At 61.1% G+C, this 15,303-nt stretch carries 14 protein-coding genes; 3 read left to right on the plus strand and 11 right to left on the minus strand.

The genetic code is table 11. The annotated features are described in order from the left end of the window. Positions 1-65 precede the first annotated feature (65 nt). From H8Z83_RS03000 to trpS, 4 genes are read right to left on the minus strand one after another with little or no spacing between them, the layout of a single operon-like run. A complete protein-coding gene (locus H8Z83_RS03000) occupies positions 66-809 on the minus strand; it encodes a hypothetical protein (protein WP_187013691.1) in 744 nt (247 codons plus the stop codon). Positions 810-831: 22 nt separating this feature from the next. Beyond that, entirely contained in the window at positions 832-1,977 is a 1,146-nt protein-coding gene (wecB, locus tag H8Z83_RS03005) for a non-hydrolyzing UDP-N-acetylglucosamine 2-epimerase (protein ID WP_187013692.1), read from the minus strand. Then, positions 1,970-3,109: an MraY family glycosyltransferase gene (locus H8Z83_RS03010; RefSeq protein WP_187013693.1), complete on the minus strand. Its 1,140-nt coding sequence runs from the start codon at positions 3,107-3,109 to the stop codon at positions 1,970-1,972. The genes wecB and H8Z83_RS03010 overlap by 8 nt, the downstream gene beginning before the upstream one ends. Positions 3,110-3,122: 13 nt before the next feature. Next, positions 3,123-4,130, minus strand: a complete 1,008-nt coding sequence (trpS, locus tag H8Z83_RS03015; RefSeq protein ID WP_187013694.1) for a tryptophan--tRNA ligase — start codon at positions 4,128-4,130, stop codon at positions 3,123-3,125. A gap of 186 nt (positions 4,131-4,316) precedes the next feature. Here trpS and gltX point away from each other — a divergent pair, with 186 nt between their 5' ends. After that, positions 4,317-5,804 (plus strand): glutamate--tRNA ligase, encoded by a 1,488-nt coding sequence (gltX, locus tag H8Z83_RS03020; protein WP_187013695.1) that lies wholly within the window; start codon positions 4,317-4,319, stop codon positions 5,802-5,804. 22 nt (positions 5,805-5,826) lie between these two features. After that, positions 5,827-6,840 carry an aspartate--ammonia ligase gene (asnA, locus tag H8Z83_RS03025; RefSeq protein WP_187013696.1) on the plus strand — a complete coding sequence of 338 codons (1,014 nt, stop codon included), beginning with the start codon at positions 5,827-5,829 and terminating at the stop codon, positions 6,838-6,840. 104 nt (positions 6,841-6,944) lie between these two features. Here asnA and H8Z83_RS03030 read toward each other — a convergent pair whose 3' ends face one another. Next, positions 6,945-8,156, minus strand: coding sequence for an FprA family A-type flavoprotein (locus tag H8Z83_RS03030; RefSeq protein ID WP_187013697.1), 1,212 nt, complete (start codon positions 8,154-8,156; stop codon positions 6,945-6,947). A gap of 100 nt (positions 8,157-8,256) precedes the next feature. Then, positions 8,257-8,748, minus strand: coding sequence for a DUF4330 domain-containing protein (locus H8Z83_RS03035; RefSeq protein WP_187013698.1), 492 nt, complete (start codon positions 8,746-8,748; stop codon positions 8,257-8,259). 109 nt (positions 8,749-8,857) lie between these two features. Here H8Z83_RS03035 and csaB point away from each other — a divergent pair, with 109 nt between their 5' ends. Further along, positions 8,858-11,083 (plus strand): polysaccharide pyruvyl transferase CsaB, encoded by a 2,226-nt coding sequence (csaB, locus tag H8Z83_RS03040; RefSeq protein WP_187013699.1) that lies wholly within the window; start codon positions 8,858-8,860, stop codon positions 11,081-11,083. A 58-nt stretch (positions 11,084-11,141) separates the two neighbouring features. Here the strand turns inward: csaB and H8Z83_RS03045 are convergent, their stop codons facing one another. The 5 genes from H8Z83_RS03045 to H8Z83_RS03065 form a co-directional block, all read right to left on the minus strand. Continuing rightward, positions 11,142-11,336, minus strand: coding sequence for a hypothetical protein (locus H8Z83_RS03045; RefSeq protein ID WP_187013700.1), 195 nt, complete (start codon positions 11,334-11,336; stop codon positions 11,142-11,144). A gap of 140 nt (positions 11,337-11,476) precedes the next feature. Continuing rightward, positions 11,477-12,757 (minus strand): chloride channel protein, encoded by a 1,281-nt coding sequence (locus H8Z83_RS03050; protein WP_366463693.1) that lies wholly within the window; start codon positions 12,755-12,757, stop codon positions 11,477-11,479. A gap of 13 nt (positions 12,758-12,770) precedes the next feature. Further along, positions 12,771-13,625: a hypothetical protein gene (locus H8Z83_RS03055; protein ID WP_243184708.1), complete on the minus strand. Its 855-nt coding sequence runs from the start codon at positions 13,623-13,625 to the stop codon at positions 12,771-12,773. A gap of 124 nt (positions 13,626-13,749) precedes the next feature. Further along, positions 13,750-14,322: a zinc metalloprotease gene (locus H8Z83_RS03060; RefSeq protein ID WP_187013701.1), complete on the minus strand. Its 573-nt coding sequence runs from the start codon at positions 14,320-14,322 to the stop codon at positions 13,750-13,752. Continuing rightward, positions 14,306-15,250 carry a M23 family metallopeptidase gene (locus H8Z83_RS03065; RefSeq protein WP_187013702.1) on the minus strand — a complete coding sequence of 315 codons (945 nt, stop codon included), beginning with the start codon at positions 15,248-15,250 and terminating at the stop codon, positions 14,306-14,308. The genes H8Z83_RS03060 and H8Z83_RS03065 overlap by 17 nt, the downstream gene beginning before the upstream one ends. Positions 15,251-15,303 lie beyond the last annotated feature (53 nt).

Below are 15,303 nucleotides of genomic sequence, written 5' to 3' on the forward strand. Positions count from 1 at the left end.
CTGGTTTTGTTTCACTGTTTTCAAAAAAGCACCCACGGATGCGAAATATCCGTGGGTGCCGTTGTTTACCTGTGAAGCAGGTCTGTGCCGTCCGGCAGGGTGAAGGTCTCCGCCGGAGGAGCCGTCTGGTCTGCCTCCAGCGCCGCCATCCGGTAAACGGTCTCGCCCTTTTGCAGACGTTCCGCCACCACCAGCAGGCCCGTGTCCACACTGACCCAGTACCGCTGGACGTAGCCCCATGCGTCCTCCGCCGTTTCCGCGTAGATGCAGCGCACATCGGACACCACCCGGTAGTCCGCCTGAACAATGTGATCCTGCGGTAATGCCAGCACATCCTCATACGTTGGAATCGTTTCCTCCGCGTCGGCGGAGATGGCCCCGGCGGGGCCGGTATATACCTCCGACTCCCCATTATACCAGATAAAGGTAGTCTCGCCGTCGGTAATGCTGTGGCGAACCTGGCCGTCCGCCAGGGTCCGATCCACGCGGGTCCACGGGGCACTGACCGCCGTAGACAGCTCGATGGTGCCGCTGCCGCCGGTCCAGAGATACTCCACTGTGACCGTGCGGCTGTATGCCTCCGGCCGGTGCAGCGTCTCAATGGCGGCCTGCACCGTTTCCGGCGTCACCTCCACCACTGTCAGGGCGCCGCCCTCCGCAGGCAGGTCTCCGCCGCCCTCGGCACTGGTATTGGTGTCCGGCAGAACCACCCGGGAGGAACGGCGCAGGTTGCTCACCAGCATCAGCAGCACCACCAGCACCACCAAGATCACAATGCCCCATGTCACCAGCTTCTGTGTCCGCTTCATGCCGTCCCTCCTCTCCTCTCATTTACGCAAGGTCCTCCGCCGGCTGCTCCCGGCGGCCAAAGTACCACAAAATGTCATCCACGATCCGGCGGCAGGCCTGTCCGTCTCCGTAGGGGTTCACGGCATGGGCCATTTTCTCGTAGGCGGACTTGTCCCGGATCAGCCGCTCCGCCATGGTCACGATGTCATCCTGCACCACGCCGCAGAGCTTCACCGTCCCGGCGGCCACTGCCTCGGGACGCTCTGTCTCCCGGCGCATCACCAGCACCGGCTTGCCCAGCGCGGGGGCCTCCTCCTGAAGTCCGCCGGAGTCCGTCAGCACCAGGTAAGACCGGGCCATGAGGTTGTGCATCTCGTCGGCAGGCAGCGGATCGATGAGGTGCACCCGGGGCGCGCCCCGGAGATAGATGTCCACCGCTTCCCGCACCACCGGGCTGAGATGGACGGGATACACCAGCTCCACCTCCGGATTCTCCTCCGCGATCTGCCGCAGCGCCAGCATAATGTTCTTCATAGGCTCACCGTAATTCTCCCGGCGGTGGCAGGTGACGAGGACGATCTTTTTCTCCCCGTATGGCAGGTGATTCAATTCGTCCGTGGAAAATTTGTAATCCTCCCGGACGGTGGTTTTCAGTGCGTCGATCACCGTATTGCCGGTGACGAACAGCCCCTCGGTGATATTCTCCCGCAGGAGGTTATTCTTGTTGTTCACCGTAGGGCAGAAATAAAGATCCGCAATGGAGGAAACCAGCTTGCGGTTCATTTCCTCCGGGAAGGGCGAATACTTGTCATAGGTTCTGAGACCGGCCTCCACATGGCCCACCTTCACCTGATGGTAGAAGGCGGACAGCGCCCCGGCAAAGGTGGTGGAGGTGTCTCCGTGGACAAGGATCATATCCGGCTTCAGGGTGTCAATGGCCTCGTCCATACCAGTAAGGCACTTGCTGGTGATGGTGGACAAGGTCTGCCGGGGGGTCATGATGTCCAGATCCCAGTCGGGCTTTACCTCAAAAACCTCCAGCACACTGTCCAGCATCTGCCGGTGCTGGGCGGTCACGCAGCAAAGGCTCTCGATCTCCGGCCGGGAGGCCAGTTCCTTCACCAGCGGGCACATTTTAATGGCTTCCGGCCGGGTGCCGAAAACGCTCATGATCCGCAGCTTATTCATGGCTGCCGTCCTCCTTCTGCTTGTCTTTTTCCTCGTGATGGCCCAACTCTGTCAGTTCTTCCAGTTCCTCGTGGAGTTCCTCCTTCACTTCCTTGGGGAACACCACCCGGGCGGCCACAACCGCCACAACGCACAGAGCGATCAGCAGCAGCATGGCCTTCGCCTCGCCGCCGGTGGTCAGCACCACGGCGGACAGGCCCAGAATACCGGAAATGACGTACAGCGTTGCCACCGCCTGCTTCTGGTTCAGACCCATGTCAATGAGCCGGTGATGGATGTGGCCCCGGTCCGCGTGCATGGGGCTCTGGCCGTGGGCCATCCGGCGGATCATGGCGAAGGCTGTGTCGAAAATGGGCAGACCCAGGATCAAAAACGGCACGGCAAAGGAGATCACCGCGTAGAATTTGAAAAGGCCCTGAATGGACATGGTGGACAGAATGAAACCCAGAAATGTAGCGCCGGTGTCGCCCATAAACATCTTCGCGGGGTTCAGGTTATAGGGCAGGAAGCCCACGCAGGCACCCACCAGCGCCGCCATCACCACGGCCACCTGAGCCTCGGAGCAGATCAGGGCGATGACCAGCACCGTGGCGGCGGAGATGGCCGACACGCCGTTGGCCAGACCGTCCAGTCCGTCGATGAGGTTCACGGCGTTGGTGATCCCCACGATCCACAGCACCGTGATGGGGACGGACAGCCAGTTCAGCACCCAATAGGCATTGGGAGAAAAGATGTTGGGGTTGGATAACGCCTGAATGGACACGCCGTTCAGGGCCGGGATCAGCGCCGCCACGATCTGGATCACGAATTTCAGCTTGGCGGGCAGGGCCATGATGTCATCCACCACGCCCAGCACCACGATGATGACCGCGCCCAGCAGGATGCTCTGCATCTGGGGGTTCAGTCGGATATCCACGAACAGCAGGATGCTGGCCATAAAGCCGGCGAAGATCGCCAGACCGCCCAGCCGGGGGATGGGCTTGTGGTGCATCCGCCGCTCGTCCTTGGGCACATCGATCGCACCCACCTTGTAAGCAAAGCTCTTGACCACCGGTGTCATCAGAAAGCTGACCACCAGAGCCGTCAGCAATGCCAGCGCCACCGGCGCCATCAGCTGATTGTCAAATCTCATGTTTCCTCCGCCGTTACCGGGCCAGAAAGCCCACTTTTTTGTAGACCTTGGACAGGGTGCGGTTGGCTACATAGGCAGCCTTCTCCGCACCGGCGCGGTACACGCTCTCCAGATAGGCCTTGTCAGCCAGCAGGCGTTCCGTCTCCTCCCGGATGGGGCGCAGCAGCTCCACCACGGACTCGCCCACGGCGGTCTTGAAGCTGCCGTAGCCCTGACCGGCAAATTCCGCCTCAATAGCCGCGTAATCCCTACCGGTGGCCACAGAGTAGATCTGCATCAGGTTGGAGACGCCGGGCTTGTTCTCCGGGTCAAAGCGGACGCAGGCGTCGGAATCGGTCATGGCCTTCTTGAACTTCCGCAGGATATCCTCCGGCTTTTCCAGCATATACACGCAGCCGTTCTGATCCTTGTCGGACTTGCTCATTTTGCTGGTGGGGGTGGTCAGGCTCATGATCCGGGCGCCCACCTTGGGGATGTAGGGGTCCGGCAGCTTGAAGGTATCGCCGTAAAGGCCGTTGAACCGGGTGGCAATGTCCCGGCAGATCTCAACGTGCTGCTTCTGGTCGCCGCCCACGGGCACCAGATCCGCCTGATACAGCAGAATATCCGCCGCCATCAGAGCCGGATAGGTAAACAGGCCCGCGTTGATGTTGTCCGCGTTCTTGGCGGACTTATCCTTGAACTGGGTCATGCGGCTCAACTCGCCGAACATGGTGTAGCAGTCCAGCACCCAGCCCAACTGGGCGTGGGCCGGAACATGGGACTGGACGAACAGCACGTTTTTCTCCGGGTCCAGACCGCTGGCGATATAGGCCGCCAACTGGACCAGGGTGTGCCGCCGCAGCTCCGCCGGGACCTGCCGCACGGTGATGGTGTGCATGTCGGCCATCATATAGTAGCAGTCATACTCATCCGCCAGCGCCGCCCAGTTGCGGATGGCGCCCAGATAGGACCCCAGCGTCAGGTCGCCGGAGGGCTGGATGCCGCTTAAAATTCTTTTTTTCTGAACTTCGTTCTCCATAATAGTACCTCGCTTTTCTATATTTCAGCCGGAAACCGGCAGACGTATCTGTACAGGGCATATTTTAACTGATACAGTATACCACTCCCCCTTAAAAATTGCAATCCGAACTCTTGACTTTCCTGTCTGAAATAGGGATAATGTATTTTGTGTAATTACGTATATTTTGACATGGAGGTATCATTCATGGCTTTGGATAAGACATTTTTTGAAGGTTTGGAAGCCCGCATCCCCAAGGGGAAGGTCCGTACCCGGTTCGCCCCCTCCCCCACCGGCTATATGCACGTGGGCAACCTGCGCACCGCGCTGTACACCTGGCTCATCGCCCGCCACGCCGACGGCACCTTCATTCTCCGGATCGAGGATACGGATCAGGGCCGTCTGGTGGAGGGTGCGACGGACGTGATCTACCGCACCATGAAGGAGTGCCATCTGGATCACGATGAAGGCCCGGACGTGGGCGGCCCCACCGGCCCCTATATCCAGTCCCAGCGCCGGGACCTGTATCTGCCCTACGCCCAGCTCCTGGTGGAAAAGGGCGCAGCCTACTACTGCTTCTGCGAGAAGGCGGAATCCGAGGAGGACTCCGGCGAGTTTGACCGGGCGGACGATCCCTGCCGGAATCTGAGTGAGGAAGAAGTGGCCGCTAATCTGGCTGCCGGCAAGCCCTACGTGATCCGTCAGCGGATCCCCCACGAGGGCACCACCACCTTCCATGATGTGTCCTTCGGTGACATCACCGTGGAGAACAAGACTCTGGACGATCAGGTGCTGCTGAAGCGGGACGGCCTGCCCACCTACAACTTCGCCAACGTGGTGGACGATCACCTCATGGGCATCACCCACGTGGTCCGGGGCAGCGAGTACCTGTCCTCCGCGCCCAAGTACAATCTGCTGTACGAGGCCTTCGGCTGGGAGGTCCCCACCTACGTCCACTGCTCCCCCGTCATGCGGGACCAGCACAACAAGATGTCCAAGCGCCACGGCGATCCCTCCTACGAGGATCTGAAGGCTCAGGGCTTCCTGACGGACGCCATTCTGAACTATGTGGCGCTGCTGGGCTGGGCGCCCAAGGGCGAATTCGCCGAGCAGGAGATCTTCTCTCTGGACGAGCTGGTGAAGGTATTCGACATCGCCGGTATCTCCAAGTCCCCCGCTATTTTCGACATCGAGAAGCTGACCTATTTCAACGCCACCTATCTCCGGGCCATGGAGCCTGCCGCCTTTGCAGAGGTTGCGGAGCCTTACATCCGTCAGGCGGTGAAGAACCCCGCTATCGACGCCGCCGGGATCGCCGCGCTGCTGCAGGCCCGGTGCGAAAAGCTGACGGACATTCCCGAAAAGGTCGATTTCTTCGACGCATTGCCCGATTATGACGTTGAGTTCTTCACTAACAAGAAGTCCAAGACCAACGCCGAGGTCTCCAAGGCTATGCTGGAGGCCGCCATCCCCGCTCTGGAAGCCATTTCCGACTGGACTGTGGACGCGATCCACGATACCCTCATTGATCTGGCTGCCAAGCTGGAGGTCAAGAACGCCACGCTGATGTGGCCTGTCCGCATTGCCGCAGCCGGCAAGCTGGTGACGCCCGGCGGCGCCGTGGAGATCTGCCACCTGCTGGGCAAGGATGAGACCCTGCGCCGTCTGCGTCTGGGTCTGGACAAGCTGAACTAACCGAGAAAGAAGGAGCCTTTTTATGAGCACTCTTGTGATCCCCCAGGGCTACAAGGCCCCCCTGCCCAACTACGAGCTGCAGCGGGCCATCGCCTTTATCAAAGAATCCTTTCAGACCAATCTTTCCAATGCCCTGAACCTGCGCCGGGTGTCCGCCCCCCTGTTTGTCGCTTCCGATTCCGGTCTGAACGACAACCTGAACGGCACGGAACGTCCCGTCCGGTTCGACATCCCCGGCGTCGGGGGCAAGGACGCCGAGGTGGTCCACTCTCTGGCCAAGTGGAAACGTCTGGCCCTGAAGCGCTACGGCTTCCACGAGGGCAAGGGCCTGTACACCGATATGAATGCCATCCGCCGGGATGAGGATGATCTGGACAACATCCACTCCGTCTATGTGGACCAGTGGGACTGGGAGAAGATCATCTCCCGGGAGGACCGGAACGAGGCGTATCTGAAGGCCACCGTCCGGGCCATCGTCGCCGCCGTGTGTGAGACCAGCGAAGCATTGAACGTGGCCTTCCCCAGCCTGCGGATCAAGCTGGACCGGGAGGTGTACTTCGTCACCACCCAGGAGCTGGAGGACCGCTGGCCGGACAAGACCCCCAAGGAGCGGGAGCACGCCATCTGCGCCGAGCACCACACCGTGTTCCTCATGCAGATCGGCGGCAAGCTGAGATCCGGCGAAAAGCATGACGGCCGTGCCCCCGACTATGACGACTGGGCCCTCAACGGCGACATTCTCATGTGGAACCCCATTCTGGAGCGGTCCTTTGAGATCTCCTCCATGGGCATCCGGGTGGATGAGGAATCCATGGCCCGCCAGTTGAAGCTGGCCGGGTGCGAGGAGCGGGCGGAGCTGCCCTTCCACAAGATGCTGCTGAACGGCGAGCTGCCCCAGACCATCGGCGGCGGCATCGGCCAGAGCCGCCTCTGCATGCTGATGATCGGCAACTGCCACATCGGCGAGGTCCAGGCCAGCATCTGGGACGCCGAGACCATGAAACAATGTGAGGAAGCAGGGATTATCCTGCTGTAAATCCGCAAAACCAGTCCCGCGGCAAAAATGCTGCGGGACTGGTTGATGCCCTGATTCCAAAATGAACCCCCGTCTCCGTGAGAAGCGGAGACGGGGGTTTTCACTTATTCTTCGGCTGCGATGTCGGCAGCGATCAGGTCGGCCAGATCCTCCAGCTTCCGGTACTGCTCCTCCTTCACGGCGGAACGGATGGTGATGGGCGGTGCGATCTGCTCCATGCCCTTCATCTCCTCCAGGTGCTTGGCCATGAGCCGGGCGGCGGCAGGGCCCCAACTGCCGTTTTCAATGAGGGCCACGGTGCGGTTCTGGAGTGCGTGGGCCTTCAGTTCCAGTAGCAGCGTCTCCATGGGGGTGTAGATGCCGCCGTTGTAGGTGGCGCTGGCAAACACCAGATGGCTGCACTGGAACGCGGCGCTGACCTGCTCGGATACGTCGGTGTGGGACACGTCGAAGATCCGCACGTGCCGCACGCCCTTTTCCGCCAGACGGGAGGTCAGGATCTCGCAGGCGTTTTCCGTGTGGCCGTAGATGGAGCCGCAGAAAATAGCGGCTGTCCACGCCTCCGGCGTGTAGGTGCTCCAGCGCTTGTACTTCTCAAGGAACCAGCCGATGTTCTCCCGCCAGATGGGACCGTGGAGGGGGCAGAGGTACTGAATATCCAGTCCCGCCGCCTTTTTCAGCACGTTCTGCACCGGCGTGCCGTATTTGCCCACGATGTTGGTGTAATACCGACGGGCGTCGTCCAGCCATTCCTGCTCGAAATTCACCTCGTCGGCGAAGATGTTGCCGTCCATAGCGCCGAAAGTGCCGAAGGCGTCGGCGCTGAACAGGGCCTTCTCCGTGGTATCATAGGTCATCATGACCTCCGGCCAGTGGACCAGCGGGGCCATGACAAAGGTCAGCTCGTGGCGGCCCAGGGACAGGGTATCCCCCTCCTTCACCGCCTGGAAGCGGCCCTCCACCTCCATGGGGAAGAACTGCTTGATCATGGGCAGGGTCTTGGCGTTGCCGATGACGGTGGCCTCCGGGTAGCGGCTCAGGACCGTTCCCAGCGTGGCGGCGTGATCCGGCTCCATGTGGTTGACGATCACATAATTCAGAGGCTTGCCCTGCAGGGCGTGTTCCAGATTCTCAAAGAACCGCTCCGCGATGGCCTGATCCACCGTATCCAGCAGGGCCGTCTTTTCATCCTGGATCAGATAGGCGTTGTAGGAGACGCCCCGGGGGATGGGATATACATTTTCAAACAGGGCCAGCCGGCGGTCCGAGCCGCCCAGCCAAATCAGATCAGATGTGATTTTCTTCGTGCAATACATAGCTGAAATTCTCCTTTTGATTTATATTTCCGCTGGGTAAATGACTTGTCGAACAAAAAGACACACGGACTGGAAGCCGTGTGCCCTTCGGAAAGGGCCGTCAGTCGCCCCAGATGACATTGGTAATGGTACCGTCAGAAAATTCGATATACTCGCTCTTGAGGATATAATCGGTCTTGCCGATGCGGACCTCCTGATCGCCCACCTTGGTGGTCATGACCTCGGCGGTAGGGGTGGTGGTGGTCACGGTGAAGATCAACGTCACATGGTCCGGGTCCGTGACCCAGTTCCCATTGGCATCCAGCACCTGATAGGTCTCCTTCTCCACGGCCTCGATCTGGCCGCCCACCAGCGCGCCGGAGGCCATCAGCGGAGACGGCAGATGGGCCTGACAGTTCTCATACAGCTCCGGGGCCACGCCCTCCACCTTCACCTGATAGGTGACTTTTGTCTGGGGCCGCTCATAGTTGATGCTGTCGCCGTTTTTTCCGATAAATTTCCAGGCCGCCAGCGCCAGCACCGCCACGATCAGCACAATGGCGATGAGGTCGATGATATTCAGCTTTCCGATGCGTTTTGCTTTCTGTTCCATGATTTCCTCCGTAACGGGCTTGGCCCGATTTTTCCTTGGTAGACATTTCGCGTTCTCTATTGTATAATATTTTTCGCTATTTCACAAGGATTTTTTTGGAGGCGCTTTTATGAAGGTCATCCATCTCATCAGCGGCGGCGATTCCGGCGGGGCCAAGACCCATGTGCTGAGTCTGCTGCAAAATCTGAACAAAACCATCACCGCCCAGCTTGTCTGCTTCCGGGACGGCCCCTTTGCCGAGGAGGCCCGGGCCATGGGCATCCCCACCATGATCTGCGGCGGGAACAACATTCCCCACCTGCGGCGGGAGCTGGCGGCCTACATCCAGCAGGGAGGGTATCAGCTGATCCACTGTCACGGCAGCCGGGCCAACATGATCGGCGCACTGCTGCGGAAGCCCACAGGCCTGCCTGTGGTGTCCACCGTCCACAGCGACTACAAGCTGGACTACATGGGCCGCCCCTTCGCCCGGCTCACCTTCGGGGCCATCAATGCCTGGGCGCTCCGGCATCTGGACTACCGCATCGGTGTGTCCGACGCCATGGTGGACCTGCTCATCGACCGGGGCTTCCCCCCCGACCGGTTCTACGCCATCTACAACGGCATCGACTTCACCCCTGCGCCGTCTCAGGGGGAGCGGCTGGCCTATCTCCGGGGACTGGGTGCCGACGTGGAGAAAAACAGTGTGGTGGTGGGCATCGCCGCCCGGCTGAACCCCGTCAAGGATATGTCCACCCTGGTCCGGGGCTTTGCCGAGGGCCACAAGACCTGTTCCCGGCTGCGGCTGGTCATTGCCGGTGACGGCGAGGAGCGGCAGAAGCTGGGGGACCTGGCCCGGGAACTGGGCGTGGAAAAGGAGGTCACCTTCGCCGGCTGGATCAGCGGCGGTATGGATCGGTTCTATTCCGCGCTGGATGTCAACGCCCTGACCTCCCTCTCCGAGACCTTCCCCTACGCCCTGACGGAGGGTGCCCGGTTCCATCTGGCCACGGTGGCCACCGCCGTGGGCGGCATCCCCTATCTCATCGATCAGGATGTAAACGGATACCTCTTTACCCCCGGCGACTGGCAGACGTTAGGGCGCTATCTGGCCGCGCTGGGCAACGGGGACGCTCTGCGTCGGGAGATGGGCGAGAAGCTCTATGAAAAAGCCTCCGCCAAGTTCTCCATCCAAAGCACTGTGGACACCCAGCTACACATTTATGAGGAAATCATCCGCCGCCACAACCGTCCCAAACGGGACCGGGACGGCGTGGTGATCTGCGGTGCTTACGGTCGGGGCAACGCCGGTGACGATGCCATTTTGGAGGCCATTTTGCAGGAGATGCGCTCCATCGACCCGGATATGCCTATTACCGTTCTCACCAAGGACCCCAAGGCCACCCGCCTGACCTACCGGGTGCGGACGGCGGGACGGATGGACGTGGGCACCTGGAAAAAGGCCATGCGCCACGCGGGGCTGTATATCAACGGCGGCGGCAGCCTCATTCAGGACGTCACCTCCCGTCGGTCCCTGTGGTTCTATCTCCATAACATTCAGGCCGCCCACAAGGCGGGCTGCAAGGTACAGATGTACGGCTGCGGCATCGGTCCTGTTCTCCGGGAACAGCACCGGAAGCTGGCGGCCAGCGTGCTGAACGCCAGCGTGGACGTCATCACCCTCCGGGAGCCGGACTCCCTGAAGGAATTGCAGTCCATGGGCGTGACAAAACCGGAGATCCTCCTGACGGCGGACCCGGCCCTGACCCTCCCCGCCGCCAGCGAGGACGAGATCGACAGCGTTCTGCTGCGGGCGGGCATCCCGACCCACGGGAAGTACCTGTGCTTCGCTCTGCGGAATTGGAAGGGCTTTGAGGACAAGGCCCCCCTGTTCGCGCAGGCGGCGAAATACGCCTATGAGACCTACGGTCTGACGCCGGTGTTCGCCGCCGTGGAAAAGCATCTGGACCCGGTTGCCGGCCGGCTGGCCGCGGCAGGACTGGACATCCCCCACTATTTTCTGGATGATGCGGGCAGCGCCGGGACCATCATCGGCGCGCTTTCCCGGATGCAGGCCGTGGTGTCCATGCGGCTCCACGCGCTGATCTTCGCCGCCGGACAGGGCATCCCTCTGGCGGGCGTGGTGTATGACCCCAAGGTCTCCGCTTTCCTGCGGTATATCGGTCAGGAGAACTTCTTGGATCTGGACGCTTTGACGGCGGATGCCCTCAAGGCCATGATTGACCGCATGGTCAGCTCCCCTATCTCCCCGGAGGAACAGGCTGCTGCCGTGCAGAAGCTGCGGCAGATCGAACAGGTCAACGTGGACACGGCCCGCCGCCTACTTGGGAAATAAACTTTGCCTGTAAAGCAGTTTTATATCACACACTATGCAACACAAGGATGGCCAGACCTTACGAGGTCTGGCCATCCTTCTGCTTTCCATACAGAGTCTGCTGGACGGTGATGGTGGTCAATGTGCCGGTAAGCTGCACCAGCACCGCCGTCAGCAGCGCCAGCTCATCCTCGCTCAGATTCTGGGCGATGGCAACGGCAAGGGTGTTCACCGCTGTGGTAAAGGCCAGCGGATCAAAGTCCTCCTTTGTCATTCCACCACCCCCTTCCTCTATCCTATGAGGAACGGGGCCGTTTCAGTCCGCATTTGCGGGCGGGCCGTTGTTCATCCATCATGCAAAAAACCTCCCACGGTGTCCCTTCATTTATGGGGAAACCGTGGGAGGTACTTGTTTTATTCGGTTTTCTCGCCGGCGTGGTAGGCGTTGGTATGGACGTTGATGAACTGGGCCTTCAGCTTGGAATAGAGGATGGTCTGGCTGGAATACAGCCCCTGATACCCGGAGAGCATATAGCTCAGGCAGCAGGCCAGGGCAAAATACAGCATTCCCTCCGCGCCGAACAGCTCCACCGCCAGCAGCGTGGACGCCACCGGGCAGTTGGTCACGCCGCAGAAAACAGCAGCCAGACCTACCGCGGCGCCGAAGCCCACCGGCAGACCCAGCAGCGGGGACACTGCGCAGCCGAAGGTCGCGCCCACGAAGAAGGAGGGTACCACCTCGCCGCCCTTGAAGCCCGCTGCCAGCGTGACCGCCGTGAAAACCAGCTTCAGCAGGAAGGCCCAGGGCACCGCCACGGTCTCCTGCTCGATGGCCCGGGTCACGATGTCCATGCCCGCGCCGTTATAGTCCGTGCCGAATATCCACGTCAGGGCGATGACGGCGAAGCCGCCGCAGATCACCCGCAGCCACGGGTTTTTGATCCGCTTCATCAGGTGTCCCGCGCCGTGCATCAGTTTGCAGAACAGGATGGACACCAGCGCGCACAGCACACCCAGCGCCGCCACCCGGACGAACATCCCTACCGACTGATCCGGCACCGCCACGGTGAAGCGGGTAGGCTCCACCCCCAGACGGACGGACACGCCGTAGGCCACCAGCGCCGCCAGCAGGCTGGGATACAGCGCCACATGGTAGAGCACGCCGATGCTGATGACCATGATGGCAAACACCGTGGCCGCCAGCGGCGTTCCGAACAGGGCGGAGAAAAATGCCGCCATGCCCGCCAGCGTAGCCACCCGGAGATCTCGGTCATCCAGCCGGAAGGTGCGGCCCATACACTGGCCGATGGTGCCGCCCATCTGAAGGGCTGCACCCTCCCGTCCCGCGCTGCCGCCGCACAGGTGGGTCAAAACCGTACCGAAAAAGATGGCCGGCAGCAGCAAGATAGGCAGCCGCTTTCCTTCATGGACCGCGTCGATGATATCGTCGGTACCCAAGCCGTCCGTCTCCGTCAGCTTGTAAAAGCTCACGATCACAAAGCCCGCCAACGGTAGGAGATACAGCACCCAGGGGTGCGTTCCTCGGAAAGCCGTTACCTCATGGACGCCGAAGTGGAACATGGTCCCGATCAATCCGCAGACCACGCCGATGGCGGACGCAGCCATGGTCCATTTTGCAAGCGTCCACCCGTAAAGGCACCACCGCCGCAGAGCGGTTTTCGTTCTTTTGTTCACTGTATGTGCTCCCTCACTTTACCGCCGCTTTTTCTGCCAACACACTGTTGAAGGGCTCTTCCAGACTTTCCGGGTGCTTGAGATTTCGGAACAACTCCGCGAAAAAGCGGGAATACTCAATGCCGGTGGCGATCCGCTCGTCCATGACAACGCTCATAGGCATGATCTTCTTCCGGACGCCCTCCGGAGCCAGCGGGTCGGGGACGGGCCGCCCCATGCAGACGAACACGCTGGTAGTGCCAAACTCGTAGCAGTGGTGGAAAATGCAGGGCGTATTGATGGAGGCCAGATTCGTCACAAACAGGCTGGTATGGAAGGGGCTCAGTTCAATGATAGACTTGGGCAGCAAATTATGCCGGTCCAGAAAGCCCGCCAGACCAAAAACCGCCCGGGCCAGACCCGGCACGCCGAATACGAATTTCGCAAACCGGTCGGTGTCGTTATTGTGCTGAATGTTCTGGTTCTTCTCGATGGTAGAGCGGATCTTCTCCGTCACGGTGAACACCGTGTCCTCCGGTTCCAGATACACCTTCAGAGAGGTCTCGTCCGGCGTGCCGTCCGCTCGCGTCTTCAGGATCACAAAGCTGAAGCAGAAGTGATTCCGTTTGTAGATCCGCCGGTTCATCACGAAATAGTTGATCTTTGGATTTTTCAGCACCGCGCGGTAATAGGCGGACACCAGCAGGCTCATGTGGGTCACGGTGCGCCCCTCCCGCCGCTTTGCCCGGATATAGTCCCGGATCGCGTCCTCATCCAGATATTCCTCCGCCCAGTTCTGGGCATCATACCGCTTTGGCATGACATAGGGAAGCGCCTGCATGATGGCAGTCAGATCCCGTACTCTCGTTCCGTCTGGTCGCATAGCCATTCCTCGTGCTTTCTCCCCGTCAGCTCCAGGGTAAACGTGTCCGCTGACGGTATGGTGTCTTTATTATAGTTAAGAATCTGCAAATTTTCAAGTTAAACCGCAAAATGTGACCGACGGCTCCTCCTTACCGGTCATCCCGCCAGCCTGCCCCGGCCGTCAGCAGCCCCACTATGGCAGGGAGCAGCCAGAGGCTTCCCTCCGTGCGCCACACCAACCACGCCGTCCCGGACGCCGCCGCCAGCGCCGTGGAAATGCCCACCCACCGGCAGCCCCATTCCGCCGTTCCGGGACCGGCCAGCCACGCCAGCAGGAGATACAGCGCCCGTCCGCCGTCCAGCGGGCGGACAGGCAGCAGATTGAAGGCGCACAGCACCCCGTTGGCCCCCGCCGCCGTGGTGCACCCCATCCTGCCGAGGACCGCAGCCGCCAGCAGATTCGCCAACGGCCCCGCCAGAGCCGATGCCAACTCCTGCCCGTAGCCCATGGCCCCCCGGACCTCGATCACCGCTCCCAACATGCCGACCCGCAGCCGTCGAGCCTCCCCGCCGCAGAGCCTTAAAGCCAGCAGATGCCCGAACTCGTGCCACGCTGCCGCCCCCAGCACCGTCAGCGCCATCTGCCAACCGCAGCAGAGGGCGAACCATCCCACCAGCAGAAAAAAGCCGCCGGAGACGGTACACTCAGGCGGTTTCCACATAATAGATCGGGTTCAGGTAGACCCCGTCCTTTTGCAGCTCGAAATGCAAATGCGGTCCTGTGGCCATGCCGGTCTCTCCTACCTCCCCCAGCTTCTCTCCCTTTTTTACCGCCGCGCCGGAGGACACGGAGATCCGTCCGCAGTGAGCATACAGGGTGGCGCAGCCGTTAGCGTGGGTGACTGTGCAGTATTTTCCGTAGCTGCTGCTCTCCCCTACCGCCGTAACGGTGCCATCGGCAAAGCAGGCGATGGCCGTACCGGTATCCGCCGCCAGATCCACGCCGTAGTGAAACCGCTCCGTCCCCTCCAAGGGGTGATCCCGGTAGCCGAAATTTGAGGACAGCACGCCCTTTACCGGCGTCTCGTGGTCAAAACCCAAAATCGCCTGCCGCATACTGACGTTTTCCGGCAAATCCTCGTCGGAATAGAGCACAAGGTCCATCGTCTCCAGCTCCTCCGGAGCCGGGTCCTCTCCCGCAGGCGGGATCGTGTTCAACGGCTCTGCATCCCGCCAGTTCCGCAGCTCCGTCAGTGCCGCGCCGTCCGCTGTCCGGGCGGCGGTCTGCCGGGTCTCCGCGCCCTCTGGATGGAACACGGCCCGGTACACCTCGTCCGCCGCCTCCGCCGGGGTCCCATCCTTGGTAAACAGCCCGCCCACAGCGGAAAATACCGCCTGCACATCCACGCTCCGAGTCATGGCTTCCGACAGCTTTTGGCTGACGCCCGCCATCCTTCCCGGCAGCAGCAGCTTCGCCGCCACCAGCAGCACGAAAATGCCGCCGCAGGTCACCAGACGGATGAGCCGCAAACGCTCCGCCGCCGACAGGGCGTCCGTTTTTCCGGACTGACGGCGTCCCACCTGACGCGCCACCGTTCTTTTTCTGCCAACCGATGCGGCTGTCCGCCGCCCTGACCGCCTTGCCGTCATCCTTCCTGCCCCCCATCGTTGAATTCTTTCAACTCTATGCGGGGATTTTCCGC

This window comes from Dysosmobacter segnis, from assembly GCF_014297285.1.
In the GTDB taxonomy this organism is placed as follows: Bacteria; Bacillota; Clostridia; order Oscillospirales; family Oscillospiraceae; genus Oscillibacter; species Oscillibacter segnis.

Coding starts and splice junctions, on each gene's coding strand:
- asnA (WP_187013696.1), top strand. CDS start 5,827: ATGAGCACTCTTGTGATCCCCCAGGGCTACAAGGCCCCCCTGCCCAAC.
- wecB (WP_187013692.1), bottom strand. CDS start 1,977: ATGAATAAGCTGCGGATCATGAGCGTTTTCGGCACCCGGCCGGAAGCC.
- trpS (WP_187013694.1), bottom strand. CDS start 4,130: ATGGAGAACGAAGTTCAGAAAAAAAGAATTTTAAGCGGCATCCAGCCC.
- H8Z83_RS03060 (WP_187013701.1), bottom strand. CDS start 14,322: ATGTGGAAACCGCCTGAGTGTACCGTCTCCGGCGGCTTTTTTCTGCTG.
- H8Z83_RS03035 (WP_187013698.1), bottom strand. CDS start 8,748: ATGGAACAGAAAGCAAAACGCATCGGAAAGCTGAATATCATCGACCTC.
- H8Z83_RS03045 (WP_187013700.1), bottom strand. CDS start 11,336: ATGACAAAGGAGGACTTTGATCCGCTGGCCTTTACCACAGCGGTGAAC.
- H8Z83_RS03055 (WP_243184708.1), bottom strand. CDS start 13,625: ATGGCTATGCGACCAGACGGAACGAGAGTACGGGATCTGACTGCCATC.
- gltX (WP_187013695.1), top strand. CDS start 4,317: ATGGCTTTGGATAAGACATTTTTTGAAGGTTTGGAAGCCCGCATCCCC.
- H8Z83_RS03010 (WP_187013693.1), bottom strand. CDS start 3,109: ATGAGATTTGACAATCAGCTGATGGCGCCGGTGGCGCTGGCATTGCTG.
- H8Z83_RS03000 (WP_187013691.1), bottom strand. CDS start 809: ATGAAGCGGACACAGAAGCTGGTGACATGGGGCATTGTGATCTTGGTG.
- H8Z83_RS03030 (WP_187013697.1), bottom strand. CDS start 8,156: ATGTATTGCACGAAGAAAATCACATCTGATCTGATTTGGCTGGGCGGC.
- H8Z83_RS03065 (WP_187013702.1), bottom strand. CDS start 15,250: ATGACGGCAAGGCGGTCAGGGCGGCGGACAGCCGCATCGGTTGGCAGA.
- csaB (WP_187013699.1), top strand. CDS start 8,858: ATGAAGGTCATCCATCTCATCAGCGGCGGCGATTCCGGCGGGGCCAAG.